The sequence below is a fragment of the Meiothermus sp. genome (genome assembly GCF_037443965.1).
GTDB lineage: Bacteria > Deinococcota > Deinococci > Deinococcales > Thermaceae > Meiothermus.
The window spans coordinates 79505-106119 of record NZ_JBBINI010000004.1; the positions used below are offsets into that span (position 1 = coordinate 79505).

Below are 26615 nucleotides of genomic sequence, written 5' to 3' on the forward strand. Positions count from 1 at the left end.
GGGTTTTTTCGTGCAGCAGGAGTGTACATCCAGAGCTCATCTCGGGGTTGGTCAAGATTTTGCCGTGGTTTCTGGCTGTATTCCAGCTTGAGCATCCTCTATGCTGCCCTTCTGCATTTGACCGGTAGCGTGTAAACTCTAGTGCGGTATGGAACGCACCTACATCATGGTCAAACCCGACGGCGTGCGCCGGGGCCTCACTGGCGAAATTATCAACCGCATCGAGCGCAAGGGCTTCAAGATTGTGGCGATGAAGAAAATGGTCATATCCCGTGAGACCGCCGAGACCCACTACGGCGAGCACAAAGGCAAACCCTTTTTCGAGGGGCTGGTCAACTTCATCACCAGCGGCCCGGTGGTGGCGATGGTGGTGGAGGGGCCGGGGGCCATCGCCGAGATGCGCCGGCTGATGGGGGCCACGCGCCCCTGGGAGGCTGCCCCCGGCACCATCCGCGCCGACTTTGCCACCACCGTAGACGAAAACATCATCCACGGCTCGGACGGTCCGGAGAGCGCTGCCCGCGAGATTGAGATTTTCTTCAAGCCCGAAGAAATTATTGGTTAGCGTCGGCGCCGGCGTTTACCCTTCCCAGCGGTGGTGGGTTCGGGCAGGCCTTTGATGCGGGCCTCGAGGCTTCGCATCTGGTCACGCAGCCCGGCGGCCTTCTCGAAGTCGAGGGCCTCGGAGGCCGCCCACATCTCGGTCTCGAGCTGCTCCAGCAGGCTTTGCAAGAGTGCCGGGTCGTCCAGCGCCACTTCGGCGGCCTCGGCCTCGTAGTCCTCGGGCTTAATCACCTTGCGCACCGACTTCTGGATGGTGGCGGGGGTAATGCCGTGCTCGAGGTTGTAGGCTTCCTGCAAGGCCCGGCGGCGGTTGGTTTCGTCAATGGCGGCCTTCATGGCGTCCGACACAGCGTCGGCGTAGAGAAACACCTCGCCCCCCACGTTACGCGCGGCCCGCCCGATGGTCTGGATGAGGGAGCGTTCGGAGCGCAGGAAGCCCTGCTTGTCGGCGTCCAGGATGGCCACCAGCGAGACCTCGGGCAAGTCGAGGCCCTCGCGCAGCAGGTTGATGCCCACCAGGGCGTCGAAGTGGCCCAGCCGCAGATCGCGCAGCAAGGCCTGGCGCTCGAAGGCATCCAGCTCGTGGTGCAGGTAACGGGCCCGCACCCCGTGCTCCACCAGGTAAGCCGTGAGTTCCTCGGCCATCCGCACCGTCAGCACCGTCACCAGGGTGCGCTCCTTGCGGGCTGCTCGAGTGCGAATGGCCCCCATCAGGTCTTCGATCTGCCCAGTAGCGGGTTTCACCGTTACCTGGGGGTCTAAGAGGCCAGTGGGGCGGATGATCTGCTCGACCACCCGGCCCGAAACTTCCAACTCGTAGGGGCCAGGGGTTGCGGAGACGAACACAAGCTGCCCGGCCCGCTCCAGAAACTCATTGAACTTGAGCGGGCGGTTGTCGAGGGCGCTGGGCAGGCGGAAGCCATAGTCCACCAGCGTCCGCTTGCGCATATAGTCGCCGTTGTACATCCCGCGCAGTTGAGGAGCCGTGACATGCGACTCATCCAGCAGCACCAGATAGTCGTCGGGGAAGTAGTCCATCAGCGTGTAGGGCGCTTCGCCGGGTTCCTTGCCCGACAAAAAGCGGCTGTAGTTCTCGATGCCGGGGCAGGTACCCATCACTTCCAGCATCTCGAGGTCATAAAGGGTGCGCTCCTTGAGCCGCTGGGCCTCCAAGAGTTTGCCCTCCTCCTCGAAAATCTTAAGCCGCTGTTCCAACTCCTTCTTGATCTGTGGGATGGCCTCCTTGAGCCGCCACTCCGGGGTGGCGTAGTGGCTAGCCCCCAGCAGCACAAACCCCGGCAGATCTTTCAGCCGGTCGCCCGTCACCGGATGCACCACCGTCACCCGGTCAATGGTGTCGCCGAACAGCTCAATGCGGATGGGCTCCTGCTCGTAGGCCGGCCAGACCTCGAGCACCTCGCCCCTGGCCCGGAAGCGGCCCGCCTCCAACTGCAAATCGCCCCGCTCGTACTGCAAATCCACCAGCCGCTCGATAATCGCGTCGCGCGGGATCTCCTGCCCCACCTCCACCACCAGGCTCATGTTCTTGTAGTCTTCGGGGCTGCCCAGGCCGTAGATGGCCGAAACCGAGGCCACCACGATCACATCGCGCCGGGTCAGCAGGCTGCGGGTGGTGGAGTGGCGCAGCCGCTCGATCTCGGGGTTGATGGCGGCATCCTTCTCGATGAACAAATCGCGTCCAGGTACGTAGGCCTCGGGCTGGTAGTAGTCGTAGTAGCTGATGAAAAACTCCACCGCGTTCTGGGGGAACAGCTCCCGGAACTCCGCCGCGAGCTGGGCCGCCAGCACCTTGTTGGGGGCCATGACCAGGGCCGGGCGCTGCAACGCTTCGATCACCTTGGCCATGGTCACGGTCTTGCCCGTGCCAGTCGCGCCCAGGAGGGTGACAAAGCGCTCGCCATCGCGCAGGGCTTCGCTGAGGGCGGCAATGGCCTGGGGCTGGTCGCCTTTGGGTTCGGGGCCTTGGTAGCGGAACATCAGGGTAGTTTACCGAAAAACCGGCACGTTCTGCCTACATCAGAATACAATCCCCTTTTGACCGACTTTTACAAGCCTACTCGGTGTGGAAAACATATATGCTAACATAAACATATGAAGCGGACGACCATCTACCTGGATCCCGAGCTCGAGCTCCTACTCAAGCTCGAGGCCCGGCGTTCAAAAAAGCCCGTGGCCGAGATTATCCGCGAGGCGGTTCGGTATAAGCTGTACAAAAAACCCCGAGGGCTCCCCGTTGGGGTGGGTGAATTCGATAGCGGCCACAGCGATGGCGCCGAGCGTTTTGAGGAGATCTTGGACGAACTGGGGTTTGGCAACCCGGAGAATAGCTGATGGCCCTGATCCTGGACAGCGGCGTGCTAACCGCTCTTTACGATCGGCGAGACCAGTGGCATCTTGCAAGCAAAGATTTACTGCTTCGCGAATCAGGCCCGCTCGTTATACCAGCCCCAGCGATCCCAGAGGTGGATTACTTCCTTGGTAAAAGGCTGGGCCTTCCAGCCCAGCTTCGGTTCTACCAGGGCATTACCGAGGGTGCCTATCTGGTAGCCGATCTATCCGAAGCCGGATACCAGCGGGTTTTTGAGCTGAACCAGCAGTACCCAAGCCTCCGCCTGGGCTTCGTGGATGCCGCCGTGATCGCCATCGCCGAGGAGCTGGGCATCGGGCAGATTGCCACCCTCGACCGCCGGCATTTTGGGGCGGTGGAGGCCAGAATCAAGCTCGATCTGCTGCCCTGAAAAAGAACCCCCGCCCAGATGGCGGGGGTTGAAGTGGGTTCGATACTTAGAACTTCACTTTGTAGCTGATCTTGAAGCCCGAGCCATTGCTGACGGTAGCGCCGCTGCCATCCGCCAGGGTGGCCGAGGCCGCCGCCATGGTCAGGTTGCCGTACTTCCACTCGAGGTACAGACCGGTCACGCTACCCGAGTTGGTGCCGAAGCCGGTGGTCAGGTTCCAGGGGAACCGTACTTCGCCGGGGTAGTTGAACACGCGGTCGGTGGTGAGGCTCAGGGGGAAGTTGCCGAAGCCGCGGGCCGGGGCACCACCCACCGGGTTGGGCGATACCACGTTGGTCGCGCTGTAGCTGGCATAGCCCACCTTGAAGACGCTGCCGGTGGCCAGGAACTCGTTGAGGTTCAGGCCCACCCGCCAGTACTGCTCGCTCGAGGAGGTGCTACCCGGTGCAGTCTCGGTGATGGACTGGGTCACGAAGGCACCCTCGAGGCTGGGCTTGAGGAAGATGCCCAGCGGGTCGGTGCTGGCGCCAATGCCGAACTTCAGAGCGCTGGTGGACAGGTTGCCCGGCGCCGGCGCAGAAGCCGCGAAGCTGTGGTAGCGCACGATGGGGTTGAGCGAGATAAAGCCTAGTTTCAGGTTGTAGCCCGCGCTGGCCAGGATATCGGTGCCAGCGTTGGGGCCCGCGAAGGACTGGTACCACAGGTTGAGGTCAAGGCCAGAGATCAGAGCGTTGCTGGCACGGCCGTTGTGGATCAGCTTGACCCCGAAGCCACTCGACCAGCGGGCATCCTGGTTGTTGTAGACGTAGAAGTTGTAGTTGCCGTTCAGGCCCGACTGGCCACCAGTGGCACCGGAGACCTGCACACCGTTCACGTTGGTGTTGTTGAAGAAGCCGTTCAGGCTGAAGCCGGCGAACAGCGGGATGGTAGCACCCACGCTGAAGGTATCGGCGGTCTGGGCGCCGGTGGTGAAGTCGGCGGAGTTATCGTAGAAGCCACGCACCTCGATGCCGCCCAGGATAGGCAGGGTCAGCTTGCCGTCGAGGCCAAACCCACGGTTGTTGGCGCCGTAGGGGGCCTCGCCGTTGCCACCCATCCCGAAGTAGTAGAAGCTAGAGGCCGACGACAGACCAGCCTGACCGTTGTTGTACTGCGGGTCAATGGCGCGGTAGTTGGCATTCAGTTCGATAATGCCCAGCTTCACCCCCAGCTTGGTGTAGAAGGCCTGGTCGGTTACGAGCTGGTTGGAGAAGTCAATGGGGTTACCGAAGGGCGTGGAGGCCACAAAAGCGCCTTCCAGGTTCACAAGCCCAAAGAGGCTGCCTTTATAATCCACCCCAAAGGCCGAGCGGTTGCGGCGGTTCTCAGCGTAGCTAAGGCCGGTGGTGATACCCAGCAGGTTGAGTTCGGCCCGCAGACCACCGTAGGTGGCGTCCGCTCCGAAGACACGGCTTGCAAGAGGAATTGCAGCGCTGTCAATCCCCTCGCCCGCCACAACAGTGAACTTCGGAGACAGCGGGAAGGCTTTGGCATCCAGGGTAGCCACGAAGCCACGGGTGGTGATCAAGTCCCCTACGGTGCTGTTGTTGAAGAGGTAGGGGTTGAAGCTGAAGGTGCTGTCGTCGTTGTTGTAGGTGATGCTAAAGGCCTGGCCGGAGAGGCTGCCCTTGACGCTGGCGCTGTTCAGTTTGATGGCCCGGTCGGGGTCGGTACCGCCATTGAACAGGCCCGCGCCCATACCCAGGGTGACCTCGCTGATGGCGCCGCCGGTGGGCTTGAGACCGAAGTTCAGGCTGGCACCACCACCGGTGAAGGTCTGGTTGAAGTCGCCGCGGCGGAAGGCGTTGCGGATGCGGTTGCCCGTTACATCGTCCGCGCCAGTGCCGGAGCTGAGGGCGTTGCCGGGGAAGAGGCGGTCGAGGTCGAAGTCCCCGCCGGTGTTGGTGGAGTAGCCATAGGTAGCCGAGAGCGAGCCGGTCAGGGTCGGACGGGTGGCTTCAACTGCAGCCAGGCGGCTGTCCAGGGCGCTCACCCGGTCGGACAGGCGCACCAGGTCGCTGCGCAGGGCGGTGGCGAATTCCTGGATGGCGCTGACATCTTCCTTGTTGGCGAAGCTGTCGAAGTCCACGTCACCCAGTTGCTTCTCGAGGGCGGTCACGCGGTCTTGCAGCGCGAGCACGTCCTGGTTCAGCAGCACGGCCAGCTCGTTGAGGGCACGGATGCTGTCGGCATCGGCTTCCACTTGGGTCTTGAGAGCAGCTACGTCGCCTTCAACTGCATCGAGGCGCTCGGCCAGCACCTGGGCCTGGGCCAGGGCGGTGTCGGCGGCCACGCTGGCGGCCTCCACCCGGTCGGCCAGGTCGGCCAGGGCGGCCTCATCCATGCCGGGGGCCGGGGCGGGCGCAGCCTTCAGTTCTTCGATGGCGGCCTCGAGGCGGGCGATGTCGTCCTTGGTAGCGGCATTGTCTTCCAGGGCCGATACGCGCACACCCAGGGCAGCCAGCTCGGCGGCCAGCTCCTGCACCGCGTTGCGGATGGCGGTCATGTCCTCATCGCTCATGCCGCCGCCTTCACCCTTCACGCACTCGCCACCCTGCTGGATCTCGTTCAGCAAGCGCTGGAAGATCAGGGCGGCCTGATAGCGGGTCAGGTTGGTGTTACCACGGTAAGTCCCATCGGGGAAACCCGTGATAAGACCGCAGGCTGCGATGCGCTCGACGGCTTCTTTGGCCCAGTGCCCGGCGGGTACGTCGGAGAACTGTGCCTGACCGAAGCCTAAACCGAGCACGGTCAGCAACCCAGCCAAGTAAACTACTAGCTTCTTCTTCATTCTGCCTCCTCAAACTCTCATGTTATGCCCAGATGGACACCCCACGAGAACCTGATGTTGCGGAGGCGCAGGATTTTTTTTAGGGGGCGAGTTGCCGTGTTTCCTCTCCCAAAAAAACCCCTTACATCCGCAACGGACGCTCGGCAAGAGGCGACCCCTTCAAGGGGCTCAAAAAACTCTCACCTTGCGCATCCGGGGGACATCATACCCGTGTATTTATCGGGCTGTCAAGTATGGACAGGCCCACCAGACGAAAAAACTGTACAATGAACAGGGGTTTATTAAACCCAGAAAGGAGAGCTAAGTCACAAAGCGAGGAGCGCAGGGGGTAAGGTGGGCTAAAGGCGAGCAGTTAGCAAAAGCTAATGGTGCTCCCACCATTTGGCAAGCCACACTTACCTTACGAGGTGGCGGTCTCAAAATAGAGATAAGCAGCAGACCTGCGAAAGATCGAAGATATCCGCGGATGCCGCCAGGGTGTGAACCTCACCCTCTCCGCTGGCCCTAAGCCAGATCAGCCCTACGGGAAAGCCAGTGGCGTGAGCACTGGACAATCAAGGGGCAAGGTTCGCGTGCGATAGAGCATTGATCCGCCCGCAAGCTACAGTCACCCTCTTTACCGACCTAGCTGGGGGTGGCTTTCGAGGTTTGGTGCAAATAGCGGTGGGTCGGCCCGCAATTTGAACTATGGTTTGAAGAAGAGCGAGGTGGGAAAATGTGTGGAATCGTGGGCTATGTGGGTTTTCGGGACGCATCGGACGTAATTTTGGATGGACTCAAACGCCTAGAGTACCGGGGCTACGACTCCGCCGGTATTGCAGTAAAGGTCAATGGGCACCTCGAGGTCGTCAAAAAAGCCGGTAAGCTTCAGGTACTGGCCGATAGCCTCAAAGAGCATCGCTTGAGTGGCCAGTTTGGGGTGGGGCACACCCGCTGGGCGACCCACGGGGCCCCTACCGACCCCAATGCCCACCCTCACCTGACCGAAAAGGGCGATATTGCCGTTATTCACAACGGCATCATCGAAAATTACCTACCCCTCAAGGAGGGGCTCATCGCCCGGGGGCACCTCTTTACCTCCGAGACCGATTCGGAAGTCCTGGCCCACCTGATCGAGGAAAAATACCAGGGAAACCTGGTCGAGGCCATGCGGATGGCCCTCTCGGAAGCCTACGGGGCCTACGCGCTGGTGGTAGCCCATCAGAACCACGATGAGATCGTGGTGGCCCGTACCGTGAGTCCGTTGGTAGTTGGGCTGGGCGAGGGAGAAAACTTTGTGGCCTCGGATGTGCCGGCCCTGCTGCCCTATACCCGTCGGGTGATTTTCCTGCACGACGGCGATATGGCGGTCGTGACCCGCGAGGGCGTGGCCGTGACCGACCTAGCTGGCAACCCGGTAGAGCGCGAGGTGGTGACGGTGGACTGGAGCCTCGAGGCCGCCGAAAAAGGTGGGCATCCCCACTACATGCTCAAGGAAATCTACGAGCAACCCCGGGTGCTGGAGAACACCCTGGGGGGCCGCCTGCACGAGGAAGAAGCAGGGGTGGAACTGGGGCTGAAGCTCGAGCCTGCTAAGTACGACAAGGTGCATATCATCGCCTGCGGAACAGCCTACTACGCCGGTTGGGTGGGGAAGTACCTGATTGAGACCCTGGCCCGCGTACCAGTGGAGATTGATGTGGCTTCCGAGTACCGCTACCGCGACCCGGTGGTGGACGACAAAACCCTGGCCATCTGCATCAGCCAGTCGGGCGAGACCATCGATACCCTGGAGGCCATCCGCGAGGCGGGACGCAAGGGGGCGGGCACCCTGGGGGTCATCAACGCCAAGGGCAGCAGCATCACCCGCGAGGTGGACGACACCCTCTACATCCACGCCGGGCCCGAGATCGGGGTGGCCTCCACCAAGGCCTACATCGCTATGCTGGCCGCGATGGGCATGGTGGCGGTGTGGATGGGACGGGCCAAGGGTACGCTGGACGAGAAAACCGCACGGGAGTTTCTAGGGGAGATGCGCAAGCTGCCCCGGCAGGTCGAAGAGATGCTCGAGCAGCGCCCCCACATTGCCCACATTGCCGAGAAGTACCACCAGGCCCAGGACTACCTGTTCCTGGGGCGGCACATCCAGGCCCCTACCGCCTTTGAGGGGGCCCTCAAGCTCAAGGAGATTAGCTACATCCACGCCGAGGCCTACCCCGCCGGCGAGATGAAGCACGGCCCCATCGCCCTGATTGACGAGCGCCTGCCGGTGGTGGTGCTCACCACCCAGAGCCCCTTCTACGAGAAAACCGTCTCCAACATCCAGGAGGTGCGGGCCCGGGGCGGGCGGGTGATTGCCATAGCGACCGAGGGCGACACCGAGGTGAAGAAGTTTGCCCAGGACGTGATTTATGTCCCCCAAATCCATCATCTGCTGGCTCCGGTGGTGAGCGTGGTGCCCCTGCAACTGTTGGCCTACGAGACGGCGGTGTTTTTGGGGCGGGATGTGGATCAGCCCCGCAACCTAGCCAAGAGCGTGACGGTAGAATAATTTTTCTCTCATTGCCCACGCGCCACCTTCGGGTGGCGCGTTTTTGTTGGGCGAATTGGGCTTGTGCCACAATAGAAAGCGTGGAAATCTATTTGGGCACCGGCGGCTACACCAACGACGACTGGGTAGGTCTTTTGTATCCGCTCGAGGCCAAAAAAGACCAGTGGCTCTCGATATATGCCCGCCACTTCAACGCCGTGGAGCTGAACTCCTCGTTCTACAACCTACCCGGCCTCAAAGCCTTCGCCGGGATGCTCCGGCGCAGCGAAGGGCGGGTGCACTGGGCGGTCAAGATTCACCAAAGCATGACCCACGAGCGCAACGCCAGCGACGAGGATTACCGGCGGCTTTTTGAGTCGGTGGCCCCCCTGCGGGATGCCGGGGTGCTGGGGCCTTTTTTAGCCCAGTTTCCCCAGAGCTTTCACCGCACCCCCGAGAATCGCCGGTATTTTGCGGCGCTGGCCCAGCGTTTCGCCGACAAAACCCTGGCCCCCGGCGGGCTGGCGGTGGAGTTTCGCCATACCTCCTGGGACAACGAGGAGGTGCGCGAAGCCTTCCGAAAAGCAGGCCTGACCTGGGTCAGCACCGACTACCCGCCCCTGCCCGGCCTGCCCAAAAACCAGCTCCACATCACCGGTGAGACCGCCTATATAAGGCTTTCGGGGCGCAACAAGGAAAAGTGGTACGAAGGCAAAGATCAGGCCGAACGGCACGACTACCGCTACAGCGAGGAAGAGCTGCGCTTCTGGGTGCGGTCACTGCAAGCCGCTTTGGAGCACGAGACCCTCACCCAGGTCTGGTTCATCTTCAACAACACCACCAAGGGCCACGCCCTGGTCAATCTGGAAATGCTAAGGCGGTTGCTGGAGGAAGCGGGTCTATTTGGGTAAAAGCCCTACCGCTGGCTGGCCAACTGTGGCCGGGCCAGGAAAAACGCAAGCGCCAGCCCAACCAGGGCAGCCGAAAAGATATAGGGATAGGCCGGGGAGAGCCCGTACAAAGAAGTGCCCACCACCGGCCCCAGCATCCGGCCCAAAGCCTGCACGGCGCTGGACAAGCCCGCAACGGCCCCTTGCTCATCGTCGGAAACCGCCAGCGATTGTGCAGCAGCCAGGCCGGGATTGGTGAGAGAACCCAGACCCAACAGCACCAACGAGAGCGTGAGCCATCCAAAATTGGGGGCAAACACTAGGCCCAGATACCCCAGCAACAAAAGCGGCAATCCCAGGCCAATCAGGGTTCGGGGGGGCCATCTGACCCTGCGCACCCAGACTCCCTGTACCAGCACCCCCACAATCCCAAATATCACCAGGGCAAGGCCCACCGTCTGGGCGGTCTGGGCCGGGCCAAGTGAGAGGCGATCCTGGTAGAGAAAGGCCACGGTTTGTTCCATCGCGATGGACGCCAGGTTGATACTGAGGCCCACCACCAGCAGCGGCAGGATGCGGGGGTCTGTCCAGGAGAGACGGGGCGGCTTTGAGAGGCGGGTCTCGGGCTTGCGCGACTCGGGCAAGGCCCGCCAGACAAAGATGGCATTCAGAAGGGCCAGCCCTGCCGAGAAAAGCACCGGCACCAACAGTCCAAAGTGGGCCAGACCTGCCCCTATGGCTGGGCCAAAAATGATACCCAGACCAAAAGCGGCCCCCAGCACAGCAAAATTCTGGGTGCGCTTATCCCTGGGGGTGATATCGGCCAGGTAGGCCTGGGCAGTGGGCAGGGTCGCGGAGGAAAAAGCCCCGCCTAAAAGCCTGCTTGCCAGCAACGCGCCAAACAGTCCCCCGCCCAAAAGCACCTTCTGGTAGCCCAACCAAGCAAAAAAGGCGAACAGAAAAAAACTGGCAGCAAAACCCACAATTCCCAACAACAGGATAGGTTTGCGCCCCACCGCCTCGCTCTTTTGTCCCCAGTAGGGCGACAGAATAAACTGCATAAGGGCATAGCCGGTAGAGAAAAGCCCGACCTGCACCTCACTCAAACCCAGTTCGCGGGAAAGCGGCCCCAGGATTGGGAACAAGACCGACAGCCCCAGAATGCTGTTGAAAAGAGTCAGAAAAAGTAGCGAGAGCGGACGCACCACCGAATAGTCTATCGCCTCGAGGGAGCAGCAAAAATGGGAGCGTCAAGACTGAACCTGCAACAATTTGCAGTTATGCGCTTAAACCCTGTGCATAAGCTGTGGATAAGTCTGTGGATAACCTGTGGATAACTTGGCCGGTCTTGCCGCGGGGTGCCGGGCCTCGAGGTTGCCGGTAGCATGAATACCCCGTAATACGCATTCCGGCAACATCGCTTGCTTTTGAAAGCCGAAACGATACTGCCGGAATGCTTTTCTACTCCCTTCGGTCGGCTTGAACCCTTCACCTCTGACTACATCTAGCGGTGAAGATTCAAGCGGAAACGGTATAAAAGCCAAGGGGCCAGAGCATTGCTTCTCCGGCCCCTACGACCTGCCTACTACCTTTTGGCGGAGGAGGGGGGATTCGAACCCCCGATAGGGACTTTCGTTCCCTATAACGGTTTAGCAAACCGCCGCCTTCAGCCACTCGGCCACCCCTCCATCGGGTTGTGGGTTTGGGGTGTTTCCCCGAAACCGCAAACGATACTTTAGCACAAAACCAGACTTTTGAAACGCCTATACCCAGATGCGGTTGGTTCGTCACCGAATGGTGGCGAACTAACCCGACCAACGGGTGTGCTCTAGGATTCAAAAAGACAGCCCCTTGAAGTCTTTTTGTTGATGACTGTCTTTTTGAATCCGGTATAACGTACATCTGGCGGAGGGAGAGGGATTCGAACCCCCGGTAGGCTTGCGCCTACAACGGTTTTCAAGACCGCCGCTTTCAACCACTCAGCCATCCCTCCAGGCGAAAGCGCTTCATTACTATGGGACGGGGCCTCGAGCTTGTCAAGCAAAAGCTACCGCACCGAGCGAATCTGCCGAACCAGAAGGGTCCCCAGCACGAAACACACCGCAGCAATCAGGAACAACACCGTATAGCCCGATCCTGCGCTCTGGCGGTTAAAGGTATCGAGCATGGCCCCAAATCCGCCTGCCAGCACCTGCGGCAGCACAATTGAGGTTTGCCAGATGCCCATGTCGGTAGCGTGGGCCTGGGGGTTGGGCAACACGTCCGAGACCAGCGCCCAGTCTACCGCCAGGTAGGCCCCATACAGCAGTCCAAACACCAACGCCAGCACGATGAGCACATCGTAGCGGGGCAGCAGCAGGATGGGCAGCATCAACACTGCCAGCCCCACCCCTGAAATGTAGATGATGGGTTTGCGGCCCTTTTGGTCGGAGATACGCCCTGCCGGAACCGCCGAAATGGCGGCGCCAATCGAAATCAGCAGGCCCAGCAGGGCCACCGCCTGGAAGGCCTCCGTGGCCAGGGTCTGGCCGAAAGCCTGAAAGGTTTGCACTACGTCGGCCAGGTAGTATTGCAGATAGGTCTGTACCATATATTGCGCCAGCATGACCAGGAACCGGGTAAACCAGACCCAGCGAAAATCGGGATTGCGCCAAGGGGCCAGCATACTCTCCATGAGCCCCCGCCGCTGCGGTTGCAACCCCGGCACCTCCCGAATCAGACTCAGAACCATTACAGCGGCCAGCAGATTGACCAGCGCGATGAGGAGGAACTGCCATTGCAGGTTGGCCAGCAAAAAGCCCACCACACCCGCCACCACCTGGCCGCCCACCTGGAGGGTTCCCAGCCACCCCGAAGCCACCCCGCGCTCCCGACGGGCCGTGAGGTCGGGAATCAGGGCCGAATAGGGGCCGGTGGCCATATCATCGGCCAGTTGCAGCAGCAAATAGGCCACAACCAGTTGCCAGTAGCTGCCGGCATAGGCCATCCAGACCAGCGAACCGGCCGTCAGAATAGCCCCTGCTGCCAAAAAGGGCATTCGGCGGCCCACCCGGTCGGAGATGTAGCCCCAGATGGGCGGCCCGATGAAGGCCATCACCGCGCCCAAGGCAAACAGCAATCCCAGCCGGGTGGCCCTTTCGGGCTCGGGTACTAGCTCGGCTACCCTAGCAGGCAGCAGTACCAGGAGAATCAGAAACCACTTGAAGCTGCTGGCAAACCAGTAGGAGGAAAGCACCAGATACCAGGGGTTGGTGTGGGCACGCATCCTGTTCAGTATACGGGGGGCGGACAGGCTGCAAAAAAGCGAACAGCCAGGGGCAGGTCCCTGGCTGGCTTCGTGGCGGGCGCGGCAGGATTCGAACCCACGACCTACTGATCCGTAGTCAGTCGCTCTATCCAACTGAGCTACGCGCCCAAGAGCTGCACTGGTGAGTGCCACCAAATGCGTCCTGTAGGGTAGCACAGGCATACAAAGCTGTCAATCAAGGCTTTTGGCTTGCTGGCTACCCTACGCTGCGGCTTGCAATCTTGGAATCAGGCCCGTGCAGCTTCCAGGCTTCCATAGTGCGTCCACCAGGGCTTCGCACCCTTGGCCAGCACCTCGTTGAGCATCTGGATATTCTTTACGCCCTGGTCACTAAGCCAGGCCTCGAGCGCTTGCCCACCTTGCTTGGCATACACCGGAATCCCGTCTTGCCAGGTAGCCCGCCCACACAGCACGCCGCTGAAGGGCACCCCAGCCTCGGCGGCCATCTCCAAAGACTCGCGGAAGACCGCATCGCTGACCCCCGCCGAGAGGTAGATGAAGGGCTTACCGGCCGCACTGGCGGTATCTTTGAGGAACTGGAGGGCCTGGGTGCGGGTGTAGGCTTCCTCACCCTTAAAGCCCAGGGTGCCGCTGGTATAGGCGATATTGAAGGGCAGCTCCACCTTGAGCACGTCCACCCCGTAGCGGTCTTTGGAAAACTCCTCCATGTACTTGGCTACGTAGCGGGGCTTGGCTTTGGCGAGCTCGAGGCCCTCGCCGAGTTGGTCGTCATAGGCGATGGGCTCCAAAAAGAAGGGCACTTCCAGCGCAGCGCACTCGGCCCCTACTCGCTCGATGAAAGCGTGCTTGATGGTATTGATTTTGGCATCATCTTCGGGGTTGTAGTAAAGCAAAATCTTGACCGCATCCCCTCCCAGCTCCACAATGCGCCGCACGCTGAGCTCGGGCAGCAGGTCGGGCAGGCGGCCTACCGAGCTGGTGTCGTACCCCGATTTTTCATAGGCCAGCAGCACACCGGTGCCAGGGGCTTTGTGTTTGAGTGCCGGCAGCCCATACTCGGTGTCCATCAGAATGGCTGAGGCGTAGGGGGTGAGGATTTTGACCACCGCGGTTTTGAACTCGGTTAGATCGGCGTCGCTCACCTCGGCGCCGCGGGCCTTGGCAATGGCTTTGCGCAAGGAGCCCCGCTGATCCATGGCAGCGGCCGCAATCACACCCCGGTCGTCGGCACAGGCCTGTATCCGCTCAAACTTTCCTTTGCTGAGTCCCATAGTTTTCTCCACCCACAAGTCTACCCTACCGGTGGGCTTTTGCTGGAGGTGCAGAAAGCGTGGGCCTGTTAGACTCTTCATTAAGTTTGGTGGGAGGAAGCATGCTGATTGTTGCCGGTGAAGCGCTGATCGATATGACCCCATAACGCACAACGGCGGTACCGCTTATGTACCACATCCCGGGGGCTCCCCCTACAACGTAGCCATGGGCGCGGGCCGCCTGGGTACGCCCACCGCCTTTCTGGGGCGAATCTCGCAGGATGCCTTTGGGCAGCGCCTGCGAAGCCATCTGGCCGCCAGCGGGGTCAGCCTGGAGTACGTAAAAGAAAGCGAGCACTTGACCACCCTGGCCCTGGTGACCCCTTCCGAGTCGGGCGAGTTTTTCTCGTTTTACTGCGAAAATACCGCCGACCGCTTGCTTTACCCTGAAGACCTGCCGGCTTTGCTGCCAACCAATGCAGCCCTGCACTTTGGCTCCTACTCGTTGGTGCTGGAACCCGGGGCCTCGAGCCTCGAGCTCCTAATGCGACGTGAGGCCCGCCGCCGCCTGATCTCGCTCGACCCCAATGTGCGGCCCTTTTTGATTCCTAACCGGGAGGCCTACCTCGATCGCCTCTTGGGCTGGCTCGAGCAGGTTGATCTGGTCAAGGTGAGCCAGGCCGACCTCGAGTGGCTATATCCGGGGGCAAACTTAGAAACCATCGCCCAGGAGTGGAAGCAGCAAGGCCCCGTGCTGGTGATAGCAACCCAGGGGGTCTGGGGGCTTTGGCTGCGACCGGGCAGGCCATCCTGCGCGTGCAGGCCCCCCGGGTGGAGGTGGTGGATACGGTGGGGGCTGGGGACGCTTTCATGTCGGGTATTTTGAGCTGGCTGTGGCGCTCTGGCGTTTGGTCTCGATCTGCGCTGGAATCGCTAGACACCGAACAGGTAACTTCACTGCTGGGCTTCGCCGCCCGCGTTGCGGCCATCACTTGCACACGGGCTGGGGCCAATCCCCCTTGGCAAGCAGAGATGGGATAATTTGCACGCAATCCCAGTGCCGGATTCGGTTGCTTCGCCAGCAGATGGCGGAGTGTTTTACACCACTATCGCTCTTTTCTAGGTAATGTGTGTATGGCAACTGCTCAAAGTTCACAGCCAGCTCGAGCACTCCACCCCGGACAAACAGAAGTTATATTTATGCGAAAAATGTTGTATGGTATGAGGCAATTTGCTTTGTCAAAGGAGGCAGCTCATGCGTGTTTGGCTTGGTTGGTTGGCTTTGGTTCTCGTTCTGTCGGTAGGTTTGGCGCAACAGCGCACCCTCACGGTCTCGGGTTTTGGCTTGAATCAAAACCTCATTGATAAAAACATCACTCGCCCTTTCGAGGCCCGCTGCAACTGCAAAATCGTCTGGGAGGTGGGCAACAACGCCGACCGCCTCGCCAAGCTGGCCGCCCGCAAGGACAACCCCAACGTGGACGTAGCCCTGCTAGGCGACTACTTTGCCCAATTGGCCGCCAATCAGGGGCTTCTGGAGCGCCTTGATACTTCCAAGCTGAGCAACCTGAACGAGCTTTACGACTTTGCCAAGAACCCCTTGGGTGGCAACTTTGCGGTGGCTTTCACCACCTATGCGATTAGCATCGCCTATCGCACCGACAAGATCACCACCCCCATTACTTCCTGGCGCGACCTCTGGCGTCCCGAGCTCAAAGGCCGTATCGCCCTACCCAATATCACCACCACCCAGGGGCCCCCGGTGGTCTGGCTAGTAAACCGCGCCTTTGGTGGTACCGATACCAACGTGAATCCTGGCTTTGAACGTTTGAGTGCCCTCAAGGCCAACGTGGTGACCTACTACAACCAGTCGGCCCAATTGGCCGGGCTGTTCGCCCAGGAAGAGGTATGGGCCGCTCCCGTCGGGCGCTTCGCCTGGGGCAACTTGCTGGCGACCGGCAAACCTCTGGCCTGGGCCAGGCTCTCCGAAGGCCAGGCTGGGGTTTCCAATGTAGCTGTCCTGGTCAAGGGCAGCCGTAACCAGGAACTGGCCTATCAGTTTATTGACTTCATCATCTCCCGTGAGGTTCAGACTGCGCAGGCCAACGACCTGGTAGATTCTCCTGTCAACCGCAATGTCCGCGTTTCTGCCGACAAAGCCGCCCAGCTCACCTACGGGCTGCAACAGATCGCTTCATTGCGCACTGTAGATCCTGACTACATCATAAAAGTGCGTGATGCGTGGATTCAGCGCTGGAATCGCGAAGTCGCACGATAGAAAATCTAAGAAAGCGGGTTCAGGTTGTGACTTCCTGAACCCGCTTTCAAGGCGCTTCAAACAAAGGAGAACTGCTTGCTGAGTCAATCCCCTGCACGGCTGGCTGCATGGATTCTACTGAGTCCGGCTTTGCTTTTCGTTGCAGTATTTTTTCTACTGCCGGTGGTTGCTTTGCTTTTGGAGAGCTTCCACGTCGGCCAGACTTACGGGCTTAATAACTACCTCGCCTTCTTTGCCGACGATTTCAACCGCGAGGTCTACTGGCGTACGCTGTGGATCTCCTTGCTGGTGACGCTGGTCAGTGCCCTGGTCTGTTATCCGGCGGCCTACGCGGTACTCAAAATCAATCCCCGCTGGCGAGGACTGATCATCGGGTTGATTATCCTCCCCCTCATGACCTCGCCCGTAGCCCGTACCTACACTTGGCTGGTGGTGTTGGGACGCGAGGGGATCGTTAATAAAAGCCTGATCGAAACGGGTTTGTTGCAAGAGCCTTTGCGCATTCTGTTTACAGAGTGGGCCGTGTTTATTGGACTGCTTCAATTGATGATGCCCTTGATGCTTTTATCGCTGGTTAGCGCGATGGAAAACCTGCCCAAAGACGTGGTTCCTGCAGCGCGCAGCCTGGGGGCCTCGGAGGGGCAGGTTTTCTGGCGGGTGATTCTTCCGTTGACCCGCGAGGGCCTGGTGGTGGGTGGAACATTGGTCTTTACCGGCTGCGTAACCGCCTACGTGACCCCCGCACTGCTGGGCGGCCCTCGGGTAACGATGTTGGCCACGTTGCTCTATCAGAAAGCGGGCGTAACAGTGGACTACGCCGCTGCTGCTGTGATCTCGGTGGTGATGCTGCTCACCACCCTACTGGTCAACTTTCTGCTACGCGGCCGAGCCGCCAAAACTGCGAGGGCCGCATGAGGGAGTCACGTTTCCCCATAGTGATGTTGGGGCTGGCACTGCTGTTTCTGGTGGGGCCTTTTGTGGTGGTGTTTATCTCAGCCTTTAGTGGGGATCGTACCCTGGCTTTCCCGCCCAGTTCGTTTTCGCTGCAATGGTTTGCCAAGGTGCTCACGGTAGAGGCTTTTCAGGCCAGCTTTGTGACCAGCTTGTGGCTGGGGGTACTCTCTACCCTGCTGGCGCTGCTGATGGGCATTCCGGTGGCCTATGCCCTAGCCCGCTACCAGGTTCCAGGCGCAGAGGTGATCCGGGTCATTCTGACCAGCCCGCTGATTCTGCCCGCACTGATGGTAGGGTTGGCACTGTTGCGCTACTTTGTGCTGATCGGCAATAACTCCATTAGCATCGGGCTTTTGATTGGACACACTGCCCTGCTGTTGCCCTACGCAGTACGGGTGGTAAGTGCCAGCTTGGCCAATCTGCCACGCGACATCGAGGATGCCGCCATGAGCCTGGGGGCCAACCGTTTGCAAACCTTCTTCAGGGTGGTGCTGCCCAACATTCGCGGTGGCGTTGCAGCAGCCAGCGTACTGGCCTTCATCACCTCTTTCAATCAAGTGCCGGTCTCGCTATTCCTGACTGGGCCAGGGGTCTCGACCCTACCAATTCAGATGCTCTTATACATGGAATATACCTACGACCCCACCATTGCCGCCCTTTCCACCCTGCTGATTTTGTTCTCGATTTTGTTTGTGCTGCTCACCGAGCGACTGCTGGGTATCTCTAAATACGTATGAATATGAGCGACTTTTTGAGCTTGGAAAACCTGACCCTGGCCTATGCCAAGGGTACCGCAGCCGTCGAAGGCCTCCACCTGGGTGTAGCGGAAGGCGAGCTGGTTTCGTTGTTGGGGCCCTCGGGCTGTGGCAAAACCACCACCATGCGGGCTATTGCAGGGCTATTGGTTCCACGGGCAGGGGTGGTGCAGCTAGCCGGGCAAAACATCACCCACCTGCCCACCAACAAGCGCGATATTGGCATGGTGTTTCAGTCGTATGCGCTGTTCCCCCATCTGAGCACCTTTGAGAACGTGGCGTTTGGATTGCGCTTGCGACGGGTCGAGAAAAGCGAGCTAGAGCACCGGGTTATGGAGGCCCTGCGCACGGTGGGGCTGGCCGATTTTGCCGAACGCTTGCCCGCCCAGCTTTCGGGTGGGCAACAACAACGGGTCGCGCTGGCTCGAGCCTTTGTGATTCGTCCGCGCTTGTTGCTTCTGGACGAACCTCTTTCCAACCTGGATGCCAAGTTGCGGCTGGAGATGCGGGCCGAGCTGCGCCGTATCCAGCGTGAACTGGGCATCACCATGCTCTATGTGACCCACGACCAGGGCGAGGCACTGGCCCTTTCGGATCGGATCGTCATCATGCGGCTGGGCAGGATTGAGCAGATGGGCACCCCGGAAGAAGTGTATGCCAAGCCCAAGACCTCCTTCGTGGCCCACTTCATGGGCTGGGATAACTTGTATCCCCTCGAGACCATTGCCGGGGTGGTGGGGCTGCCCGCCAGCACAGGTTACACCCACGCCTCCTGGCGGCCCGAAGCGGTGCTGACCGGTTCAGGGGATTTACAGGGCCGGGTACTGGCCCGCACCTACCAGGGCGAGAGCGTGGAGTATTTGCTGGAAAGCCCCTTTGGCTCCGTCAAGGCCGTGGTAGCTGTAGAACAAGCGCAGTGGCACGAAGGCCAGACCCTGAACTTTGCTTTGCCCGCCGAGAAGGCCGCTCTACTCAAAGGATGAGGTGTGAAAGTAACCGCAGGGTAAACCTTAGCAAAGGGGTTTTGGGTCATGAAGCCGCTGGATCTACTCATACACAACGTCCAGATTGCCGATGTGGTGCGGTTGCGACTCTATTTGGGCTGGGTGGGCATTGCACAAGGACAGTTCCAGTACGTCGAGGAAGGGCCACCTCCCACCCACCTTCAGGCACAGCAAATCCTAGATGGCCAAGGCCAGACCCTCACCCCAGGGCTGATTGATAGCCACATGCATATTGAGTCCAGCCTGGCCACACCGCGCCGCTTTGCGGAGGCGGTGTTGCCGCACGGCACCACATCGGTGCTGGCCGACCCCCACGAAATGGCTAATGTGCTGGGTGCGGCTGGGGTGCGCTACATGGTAGAGGCCGCCCAAGGTTTGCCGTTGCGGGTCTTTACTGCCATCCCGAGTTGCGTTCCGGCTACCGACGAGTTAGAAACGGCCCTGGGTTCCATCACGGCAGAGGATGTGCGAGCACTGACGCAACTCCCCGGTGTAATTGCCCTGGGGGAGTTGATGGATTACCAGGGGTTGGCCCGGGGCTCCCAGCGCCTGAAGCGCCTCATTGAAACCGCCAGGGAAGCGGGCCTCTTGCTGGAAGGACATACCCCCACGCTGGGCGGAACTATTTTGTCTGACTATGCCGCCCACGGCATCACTTCCGACCACACCCTCTCCACCCCCGAGAAATTACTAGAGCAACTGACCAAGGGCTTTACAGTGATGTTACAGGAGAAGTCGCTGAATGCAGCGGTGGTTGAGGCAGTGCGGGGGCTTCCGGATCGCTCCCGCGTGCTGCTCATTACCGACGACGTGATGCCCAATCGTTTGGTCTCGGGGCACCTCTCGCGCATTGTGCAACTGGCAATAAGCCTGGGCTGGCCAGCCATGGATGCCCTTGCATCGGCCACGCTGCGACCTGCCATGTACCTACGAAGACCCGAACTAGGCCTGATCGCACCGGGGCGCAAAGCCGATTTTTTGCTGATGGAAAGCTTAAGCGCGTTCCCGCCTCGAGCCGTCTATGTCGAAGGCGTTGAAGTTGCCAGGAGTGGTCAGTCCACTTTTGCCCTTCCTTCACCTCTTCCTTCACCCACTGGCGGGGAATTGAAGCGGCCTGGGTTCAGGCCAGAAGATTTCCAATTCCCTATCGCAGATGGTTCACACCCCACCAGGGTCATCCGCATGAACCCGCAGAATTCCTTCACCCGTTTGGAAACGCACACCACCACTTTCAAAAGCCGTGAACCCACCGACCCTCCCCTCGCAACCATTGGAGTGTTCCAGCGCCAGGGCCACAGGCCCGGTGCGCTCGGCTTGCTGGCCGGACTGGGCTTGCGCAGCGGGGCCTTTGCCAGCAGCTTGGCGCATGACAGCCACCACCTGCTGGTCGTGGGTCGTTCCACCCAGCGTTTGGCCCAGGCTGCCAATGCGCTGCTGGTTTTGGGCGGCGGGATGGTGTTTGCCGACGCTGAACAAACCCTCACCCTCCCGTTGCCCATCGCGGGCCTGATCTCGGATGCACCCACCTCCGAGGTCGCTGTTGCATTCGATAACATCGAAAATGCGCTGAGGGCCAACGGGGTAAATCACAAAAACCCGGTACTGTTCCTAACCCTATTGGCCCTTACAGTGAGTCCGGAGGTCAAGATGTCCGACCTGGGATTGGTGGACGTGGAAGCCCGGCGCATCATCCCCCTGTTTGAGCAAAGCCCATGAATCCACGGTTGCAAGAAACCCTTCTCAGCGCCGCCCAAGCGGTGTTTCCCCAAGCCCTCGAGCTCTCGCGCAGAATACATGCCCATCCTGAACTGCGCTTTGAGGAGTTCAAGGCCTCCGCCTGGCTGGCCGATGCATTGGAGCAAGCTGGCTTTGTGGTGCAACGCGGCGTGGGCTCACTCCCCACAGCTTTTATCGCTCGGCTGGAACGAGGCCCTGGCCCTCACATCGCCCTGCTGGCCGAGTACGACGCGCTGGAAGGCCTGGGCCATGCCTGCGGCCACAACTTGATTGGCAGCATGAGCGTAGGAGCGGGCCTGGCGCTGGCAAAAGCAAACCTAGACGATCTATCTGGAACCATCTCGGTGATCGGCTGCCCCGCCGAAGAAGGCGGGGGCGGCAAGGCCATCCTGATGGAAGCAGGTGCATTCGTAGGGGTGGATGCCGCTTTCATCATCCATCCCTACGACCAGAACCTGCTACACACCGCCTATCTGGCTCGAGTGGCCTACGACATCACTTATCTGGGCGTTCCGGCCCATGCTGCCGACAGCCCGCATGAGGGTATCAATGCCCTCGATGCGGCCAACCTGTTTTTTGCTGGGCTCAATGCACTGCGCCAGCACGTGACCCCCGATGTACGCATGCACGGCATCATTACCCACGGCGGCGACGCCCCCAACATCATCCCCAAGGAGACCCGTGTGCGGGTCTTGGTGCGGGCGGCCCAGGCAGAGTATCTGCAAAAGCTGATCCCCCGCGTACGGGGGGTCATCGAAGGCGCAGCGATGATGACCGGATGCAAGGTGGAGGTACAAGACTACTCGCCAGCCTATCTGGATATGCGCTCCAACCCGGTACTGATGGAGGTTTTTCGTCAAGCTTCCGAGCCCTTAGGGCGCACCTTCGCCCCCAGCAAAACCGAGGGAGGGGCTTCCACCGATGTGGGCAATGTCTCGCACGCCCTCCCCACCCTGCACCCCACCTACGCTATTGGAGAGGTCAAGCCCCACACTGAAGCCTTTGCACGGGCTGCCATCTCGCCGGAAGGTGAGCGGTGCCTGCGCGATGGAATTGCAGCATTAGCGCTATCGGTGGCAACCCTCTTGGAACAGCCTCAACTGGTACAAGCTGCTTGGGAAGCACACCGGGCCCAGGGCGAAGTGTAGACAGCTACTGCCTTCCTTGCCATTAGAGCGTTTTGATCCTGCCAGATGCTCGAGGATCCACTCTACATCTGGGCAAACGCTGCCATCACCAGCTCCATCACCCTTTCCCCATTGGCCTGGATAGCCACCTGAGCATTGGGTTCGGCTCTGCCAGGTACACGAAACTCACATACAGTCGCTCCCAAGGCATGGGTGCCGCTGGTCTCGACGCTCACGTGGGCCAGTTGTAGGGTGAACAGTTCAGGTGCGATCAAATAGGCCACGGTTACTGGGTCGTGCAGGGGCATCGAGCCCTGGCCGCTGCGATCGCGGATACGCAGGTAGTGATCCATCAGGTCGGCCCAGAGCTGTGCGTTCGGACTGCCACTACTCCGCACCTGTTCGACATGTTGCCAGCGCAGCAGCACCTGCCGGGTCAGGTTGAGGCCAAACATAGCGATATGGGCTCCACTGCCAAACACCACCGCAGCCGCCTCTGGGTCGGCATAGATGTTGAACTCTGCGGCTGCGGTATGGTTGCCCCGGTCGGTGGAACCTCCCATCAGCACAATCTCATGTAAGAGCTTGGGGAGGGCGGGCTCGAGGCGCATGGCCAACGCCACATTGGTCAGCGGCCCAATTGCCACCAACGTGAGCTCACCGGGGTTTTGCTTGGCTGCTTCGATAAGCTTCAAGACTGCATGTCCTGCTGCGGGTTGTCGTGCAGTCTGGGGCAGACTCCGCCCGGAGGTTCCCAGGGCTCCCGTCCCTAGTACTTTCTCCGCTGTTTCCCTAGGGCGTACCAGCGGTCGGTCGCAGCCAGCATAGATGGGGGTGGCTAACTCGATCAGGTCGGTCAGCCGTAGGGTGTTGTCCAGAACGCGCTCGAGCGGGGCGTTCCCCGCCACCACCCCCACCCCTTCAATCTGCAACTCAGGCTGTGCTGCCGCCAGTACAACCGCAGCTAGGTCGTCGAAACCCGGATCGGTGTCAATCCAAATTCGCCTGGCCATATTCAAAGCCGGTATTGCTCATCGGAGACCGGCTCGAGCCATTCGGTGCTCACCCCCTCCACCGCAGCCTGTATGGCCAGGTGAACCATGGCGTGGGTAGCGCTGGCCCCGTGCCAGTGTTTTTCGCCGGGGGCAAAGTAGAGGGTGTCACCGGCTTTCATCTCGCGCACCGGCTCACCCCAGCGCTGGAACCAGCCAATCCCCGCCTCCACGTGCAAAACCTGCCCTTGGGGGTGGGTGTGCCAGGCGGTGCGGGCCCCCGGCGCAAACATCACCCGCAGCACGTGCAGGTGCATGGGGGCGGGCGTGACCACCAGCTCGCTCAGGTACACCGTGCCGGTAAACCACTCAGGCTTGCCCAGGCGGGTGGGGGCCTGGGGTACGAAGGTTTTCCACGGGTTTTCCATGGCTTTAAGTTTACGGCCTCGAGGCCGCCTAAAAAGCCCGCTCATACTGCACCGGCCAGACCTTGGCCCCAAGGGCCTGGGCGGCCCGGTAGGGCCAGTACGGCTCCCGCAGCAAGACCCGGCCCAGAAGCACCAGGTCGGCCTGGTTTTCCTGAAGAATGGCCTCGGCTTGTAAGGGCTCGGTAATGAGACCCACCGCGCCTGTGGATAAGCCTGTGGATAAGCGCACCTGGGCGGCCAAGGGCACCTGGTAGCCGGGGCCCAGTGGTATTTTCACCCCCGGCACAGCCCCGCCCGAGGAGCAGTCCAGCAGATCCACACCGCGCTGCTGCAATTCCCCGGCAAACACCACCGTATCGGTGATGTCCCAGCCGCCTGCTACCCAGTCGCTGGCTGAGACCCGCACCAAAAGCGGCAGCTCGGCGGGCCAGACCTCCCGTACGGTCTCCACGACCTCGAGCGGGAAGCGCATGCGGTTTTCGCGGCTGCCTCCGTAGCGGTCGGTGCGCTGGTTGCTGAGGGGTGACAAAAACGAGTGCAGCAGGTAGCCATGGGCCATGTGCAGCTCGAGCACCTCAAACCCGGCAGCCAGGGCCCGCCGGGCGGCTTGCCCAAAGGCCTGGCGCACCTCCTCCAGGCCCGTTTGGTCGAGGGCCTGGGGTACGGGCCAGCCCTCTTGAAAGGGCAGGGGGCTGGGGGCTACCGGGGCCCAGCGGTGGAGGGGCTTCCCCCCCTGCCAGGGGCTGGCCGTACCCGCCTTGCGCCCGGCGTGGGCAATCTGGAGGCCTGGCACCGCTTCAGCGTAGCGGATGCGCCGGGTGAGCTCTTTTAGCCCGGCGATGTGCTCGTCCGACCAGAGGCCCAGGTCGTCCGGGCTGATCACCCCCCGGGCCTCCACCGCGGTGGCCTCCACGATCACCAGCCCCACCCCCCCGATGGCCCGGGTGGGGTAGTGCAGCAGATGCCAGTCGGTCACGTGGCCGTCTTGGGCCGAGTACTGGCACATGGGTGACATGGCGATACGGTTTTTGAGGGTGACGGAACGTAGCTCGAGAGGGCTAAAGAGCAGGCTCATAGCGCGGATTCTACGCCCTGGGCGGGCCGGGTTTGTGGACTTTTATACATAACGCTTTTTCTTCACCGGGCGCGTGATACGATAGACGAGAGCGAAGGAAAAAAGTTATACTAAGTACAAGAAGTTTTGTAAGGAGGTGAAGAAAAGCTGAATGCCAAAAGCCAGATGCCAAAAACTGTAGCGGCTTTGGGCCTTCTGCTTTCAGCCATGCCCATAGATTTCACCCTGACCGACGAGCAAAAAGAGCTGCAAAAGCTGGCCCGGCGCTTCGCCAAGGAGCAGATCGCGCCGGTGGCCGCCGAGTACGACCGTAAGGAGGAGGTGCCCTGGGGCCTGGCGGAAAAGCTCCACGAGGTGGGCCTGCTGAACGCCATCATCCCCGAGGCCTATGGCGGTTTGGGTTTGGGGATGCTCGAGGAAGTCATCATCGGCGAGGAGCTGGCCTGGGGCTGCATGGGCATCTACACCATCCCCATGGCCTCCGATCTGGGCATCACCCCCATTCTGCTGGCCGGAACCCACGAGCAGAAGCAGCGCTTCTTCAAGAAACTCACCGAAAAGCCGGCCCTGGCGGCTTTTGCCCTCTCCGAACCCGGCAACGGCTCCGACGCCGCGGCCCTGCGCACGCGGGCGGTGCGGGACGGCGACCATTACGTGCTCAACGGCACCAAGACCTGGATCTCCAACGGCGGCGAGGCCGAGACCGTGGTGGTGTTTGCCACCATCGCCCCGGAGCTGCGCCACAAGGGCGTGGTGGCTTTGGTGGTGGAGAAGGGCACGCCCGGCTTCAAGGCCAACAAACTGCACGGCAAGATGGGCCAGCGGGCCAGCGGCACCTACGAGCTGGTCTTCGAGGACTGCCGGGTGCCGGTAGAGAACCTTCTGGGCCAAGAGGGCGACGGCTTCAAGATTGCCATGAACACCCTCGATAAGACCCGCATCCCGGTGGCGGCAGGCTCGGTGGGCATTGCCCGACGGGCGCTGGACGAGTCGGCCAAATACGCCAAGGAACGCGAGGCTTTTGGCAAGCCCATCGCCGAGTTCCAGGCCATCCAGTTCAAGCTGGCCGAGATGCTGATGGGCCTCGAGACCGCCCGCACCTACACCTACTATGCGGCCTGGCTGGTGGACACCCACCAGCCCCACGCCCACGCTGCGGCCATCGCCAAAGCCTACGCCTCGGAGATGGCCTTTGAGGCGGCCAACCAGGCCATTCAGATTCACGGCGGCTATGGCTACATGCACGAGTACCCGGTAGAAAAGCTTCTGCGCGATGTAAAGCTGAACCAGATCTACGAAGGTACCAACGAGATACAGCGCCTCATCATCGCGCGGCATATCCTGAAAGGGTAGGTCGTAGGGACAGTAGGGACAGCCCTGGTGGCTGTCCGGTCGCAGCCAGGGTGTGAAGCTAAGAGTGTTTTGCAGAATATGGAGGAGAGATGAAGTTCGTTGCGGTTATCCGGCAGGTTCCAGACGGTGAGTCCCGCCTCAAGATCGAGGGGGGTAAGGTAGACCTGGGCGGGGTCACCATGATCCTCGACCAGATGGACGAGTGGGCGGTGGAGGAGGTCATCCGGCTACAGGAGAAGCACGGGGGGGAGAGCGTGGTGCTGGCCCTGGGCCTCGAGCGCTTCGAGGAGGCCGTCCGCACCGCGCTGGCCATGGGCATTGACCGGGCCATCCACCTGGTGGCCGAGGGCTACCTCGACCCCATCTCGCAGGCCGAGGCCCTGGCCGAGGTCATCCGGGCCGAGGCTCCCACCCTGGTCTTTACCGGCGGGCAGCAGGCCGACTGGGACTCGCAGGCCCTGGGGCCGGCCCTGGCCGAGGCCCTCTCGTGGCCGGTGGTGAGCTGGACGACCCAGATCGAGCTGGACGGCGAGACCCAGGCCAGAGCCAAGCACGACCTCGACGAAGGCGCCGAGGTGGTGGGGGTGGCCTTGCCGGCGGTCTTTACCAGCCAGCAGGGCCTGAACGAGCCGCGCTACCCCACCCTACCCGGCATCATGAAGGCCAAACGCAAGGAGCTGAAAAAGGTTCCGGTGAGCGCCAGCAGCAAGGTGGAGATTCTGGAACAGACCATCCAGGAGAAAAGCCGCCTGAACATGATGATTGACGGCAAAGACCCGGTGGCCGCTGCCCACGAGCTGGTGCGGCTTTTGCATGAAGAGGCAAAGGTTATCTAAGAGCCG

The 26615-nt window shown here is 60.9% G+C and carries 21 protein-coding genes, 3 tRNA genes and 1 pseudogene; 14 read left to right on the forward strand and 11 right to left on the reverse strand.

Annotation, left to right across the window (positions count from 1 at the left end):
- Window positions 1-148 precede the first annotated feature (148 nt).
- On the forward strand, window positions 149-565 hold the full coding sequence (gene ndk / locus WKI89_RS03530) for a nucleoside-diphosphate kinase (protein WP_337867842.1): 417 nt from the start codon (window positions 149-151) through the stop codon (window positions 563-565).
- On the opposite strand, the gene uvrB is transcribed toward ndk, so the two are convergent.
- The gene (gene uvrB / locus WKI89_RS03535; protein WP_337867924.1) at window positions 562-2565 is read right to left on the reverse strand and encodes an excinuclease ABC subunit UvrB; all 2004 of its coding nucleotides are present in this window, start codon (window positions 2563-2565) and stop codon (window positions 562-564) included. The genes ndk and uvrB overlap by 4 nt on opposite strands.
- Window positions 2566-2676: 111 nt before the next feature.
- Here uvrB and WKI89_RS03540 point away from each other — a divergent pair, with 111 nt between their 5' ends.
- Both WKI89_RS03540 and WKI89_RS03545 read left to right on the forward strand, forming a co-directional pair.
- Entirely contained in the window at window positions 2677-2916 is a 240-nt protein-coding gene (locus tag WKI89_RS03540) for a CopG family transcriptional regulator (RefSeq protein WP_337867843.1), read from the forward strand.
- Window positions 2916-3323, forward strand: coding sequence for a PIN domain-containing protein (locus WKI89_RS03545; protein WP_337867844.1), 408 nt, complete (start codon window positions 2916-2918; stop codon window positions 3321-3323). Before WKI89_RS03540 ends, WKI89_RS03545 begins: the two co-directional genes overlap by 1 nt.
- Window positions 3324-3369: 46 nt before the next feature.
- Here the strand turns inward: WKI89_RS03545 and WKI89_RS03550 are convergent, their stop codons facing one another.
- Window positions 3370-6153, reverse strand: coding sequence for an S-layer homology domain-containing protein (locus WKI89_RS03550; RefSeq protein WP_337867845.1), 2784 nt, complete (start codon window positions 6151-6153; stop codon window positions 3370-3372).
- Window positions 6154-6868: 715 nt separating this feature from the next.
- On the opposite strand from WKI89_RS03550, the gene glmS reads away from it, so the two are divergent.
- Together glmS and WKI89_RS03560 are read left to right on the forward strand one after the other, a co-directional pair.
- Window positions 6869-8683, forward strand: a complete 1815-nt coding sequence (gene glmS / locus WKI89_RS03555) for a glutamine--fructose-6-phosphate transaminase (isomerizing) (RefSeq protein ID WP_337867846.1) — start codon at window positions 6869-6871, stop codon at window positions 8681-8683.
- 80 nt (window positions 8684-8763) lie between these two features.
- Complete coding sequence (locus tag WKI89_RS03560; RefSeq protein WP_337867847.1) at window positions 8764-9573, forward strand: DUF72 domain-containing protein; 810 nt, start codon at window positions 8764-8766, stop codon at window positions 9571-9573.
- Window positions 9574-9578: 5 nt separating this feature from the next.
- Here WKI89_RS03560 and WKI89_RS03565 read toward each other — a convergent pair whose 3' ends face one another.
- The 6 genes from WKI89_RS03565 to WKI89_RS03590 all read right to left on the reverse strand — a co-directional run bounded on the left by WKI89_RS03565 (window position 9579) and on the right by WKI89_RS03590 (window position 14091).
- Window positions 9579-10757 (reverse strand): MFS transporter, encoded by a 1179-nt coding sequence (locus WKI89_RS03565; RefSeq protein ID WP_337867848.1) that lies wholly within the window; start codon window positions 10755-10757, stop codon window positions 9579-9581.
- 388 nt (window positions 10758-11145) lie between these two features.
- Window positions 11146-11240 (reverse strand) — tRNA-Ser (locus tag WKI89_RS03570).
- Window positions 11241-11455: 215 nt separating this feature from the next.
- Window positions 11456-11545, reverse strand: a tRNA-Ser gene (locus WKI89_RS03575).
- Between the two features lie 54 nt (window positions 11546-11599).
- The gene (locus tag WKI89_RS03580; RefSeq protein WP_337867849.1) at window positions 11600-12817 is read right to left on the reverse strand and encodes an MFS transporter; all 1218 of its coding nucleotides are present in this window, start codon (window positions 12815-12817) and stop codon (window positions 11600-11602) included.
- Window positions 12818-12890: 73 nt separating this feature from the next.
- Window positions 12891-12967 (reverse strand) — tRNA-Arg (locus tag WKI89_RS03585).
- 119 nt (window positions 12968-13086) lie between these two features.
- On the reverse strand, window positions 13087-14091 hold the full coding sequence (locus WKI89_RS03590; protein WP_337867850.1) for a tagatose 1,6-diphosphate aldolase: 1005 nt from the start codon (window positions 14089-14091) through the stop codon (window positions 13087-13089).
- Between the two features lie 205 nt (window positions 14092-14296).
- Between WKI89_RS03590 and WKI89_RS03595 the strand changes: the two are divergent.
- The 7 genes and pseudogenes from WKI89_RS03595 to WKI89_RS03625 all read left to right on the forward strand — a co-directional run bounded on the left by WKI89_RS03595 (window position 14297) and on the right by WKI89_RS03625 (window position 21946).
- Window positions 14297-15111: pseudogene (locus tag WKI89_RS03595) on the forward strand (carbohydrate kinase).
- A gap of 214 nt (window positions 15112-15325) precedes the next feature.
- Window positions 15326-16348 carry an ABC transporter substrate-binding protein gene (locus WKI89_RS03600; protein WP_337867851.1) on the forward strand — a complete coding sequence of 341 codons (1023 nt, stop codon included), beginning with the start codon at window positions 15326-15328 and terminating at the stop codon, window positions 16346-16348.
- A 75-nt stretch (window positions 16349-16423) separates the two neighbouring features.
- Complete coding sequence (locus WKI89_RS03605) at window positions 16424-17263, forward strand: ABC transporter permease (RefSeq protein ID WP_337867852.1); 840 nt, start codon at window positions 16424-16426, stop codon at window positions 17261-17263.
- Window positions 17260-18039 carry an ABC transporter permease gene (locus tag WKI89_RS03610; protein ID WP_337867853.1) on the forward strand — a complete coding sequence of 260 codons (780 nt, stop codon included), beginning with the start codon at window positions 17260-17262 and terminating at the stop codon, window positions 18037-18039. Before WKI89_RS03605 ends, WKI89_RS03610 begins: the two co-directional genes overlap by 4 nt.
- Window positions 18040-18041: 2 nt before the next feature.
- Window positions 18042-19040, forward strand: a complete 999-nt coding sequence (locus tag WKI89_RS03615; RefSeq protein ID WP_337867854.1) for an ABC transporter ATP-binding protein — start codon at window positions 18042-18044, stop codon at window positions 19038-19040.
- 48 nt (window positions 19041-19088) lie between these two features.
- Complete coding sequence (locus WKI89_RS03620; protein WP_337867855.1) at window positions 19089-20777, forward strand: adenine deaminase C-terminal domain-containing protein; 1689 nt, start codon at window positions 19089-19091, stop codon at window positions 20775-20777.
- On the forward strand, window positions 20774-21946 hold the full coding sequence (locus WKI89_RS03625; protein ID WP_337867856.1) for a M20 family metallopeptidase: 1173 nt from the start codon (window positions 20774-20776) through the stop codon (window positions 21944-21946). The genes WKI89_RS03620 and WKI89_RS03625 overlap by 4 nt, the downstream gene beginning before the upstream one ends.
- Window positions 21947-22008: 62 nt before the next feature.
- Here the strand turns inward: WKI89_RS03625 and WKI89_RS03630 are convergent, their stop codons facing one another.
- The 3 genes from WKI89_RS03630 to WKI89_RS03640 are packed head-to-tail and all read right to left on the reverse strand — an operon-like array spanning window position 22009 to window position 24420.
- Entirely contained in the window at window positions 22009-22938 is a 930-nt protein-coding gene (locus WKI89_RS03630) for a nucleoside hydrolase (RefSeq protein ID WP_337867857.1), read from the reverse strand.
- Window positions 22939-22940: 2 nt separating this feature from the next.
- Window positions 22941-23345 (reverse strand): cupin domain-containing protein, encoded by a 405-nt coding sequence (locus WKI89_RS03635; protein ID WP_337867858.1) that lies wholly within the window; start codon window positions 23343-23345, stop codon window positions 22941-22943.
- A gap of 28 nt (window positions 23346-23373) precedes the next feature.
- The gene (locus WKI89_RS03640; protein ID WP_337867859.1) at window positions 23374-24420 is read right to left on the reverse strand and encodes an NADH:flavin oxidoreductase/NADH oxidase; all 1047 of its coding nucleotides are present in this window, start codon (window positions 24418-24420) and stop codon (window positions 23374-23376) included.
- Between the two features lie 207 nt (window positions 24421-24627).
- On the opposite strand from WKI89_RS03640, the gene WKI89_RS03645 reads away from it, so the two are divergent.
- Entirely contained in the window at window positions 24628-25773 is a 1146-nt protein-coding gene (locus WKI89_RS03645; protein WP_337867925.1) for an acyl-CoA dehydrogenase family protein, read from the forward strand.
- Window positions 25774-25862: 89 nt separating this feature from the next.
- Complete coding sequence (locus WKI89_RS03650) at window positions 25863-26609, forward strand: electron transfer flavoprotein subunit beta/FixA family protein (RefSeq protein ID WP_337867860.1); 747 nt, start codon at window positions 25863-25865, stop codon at window positions 26607-26609.
- Window positions 26610-26615 lie beyond the last annotated feature (6 nt).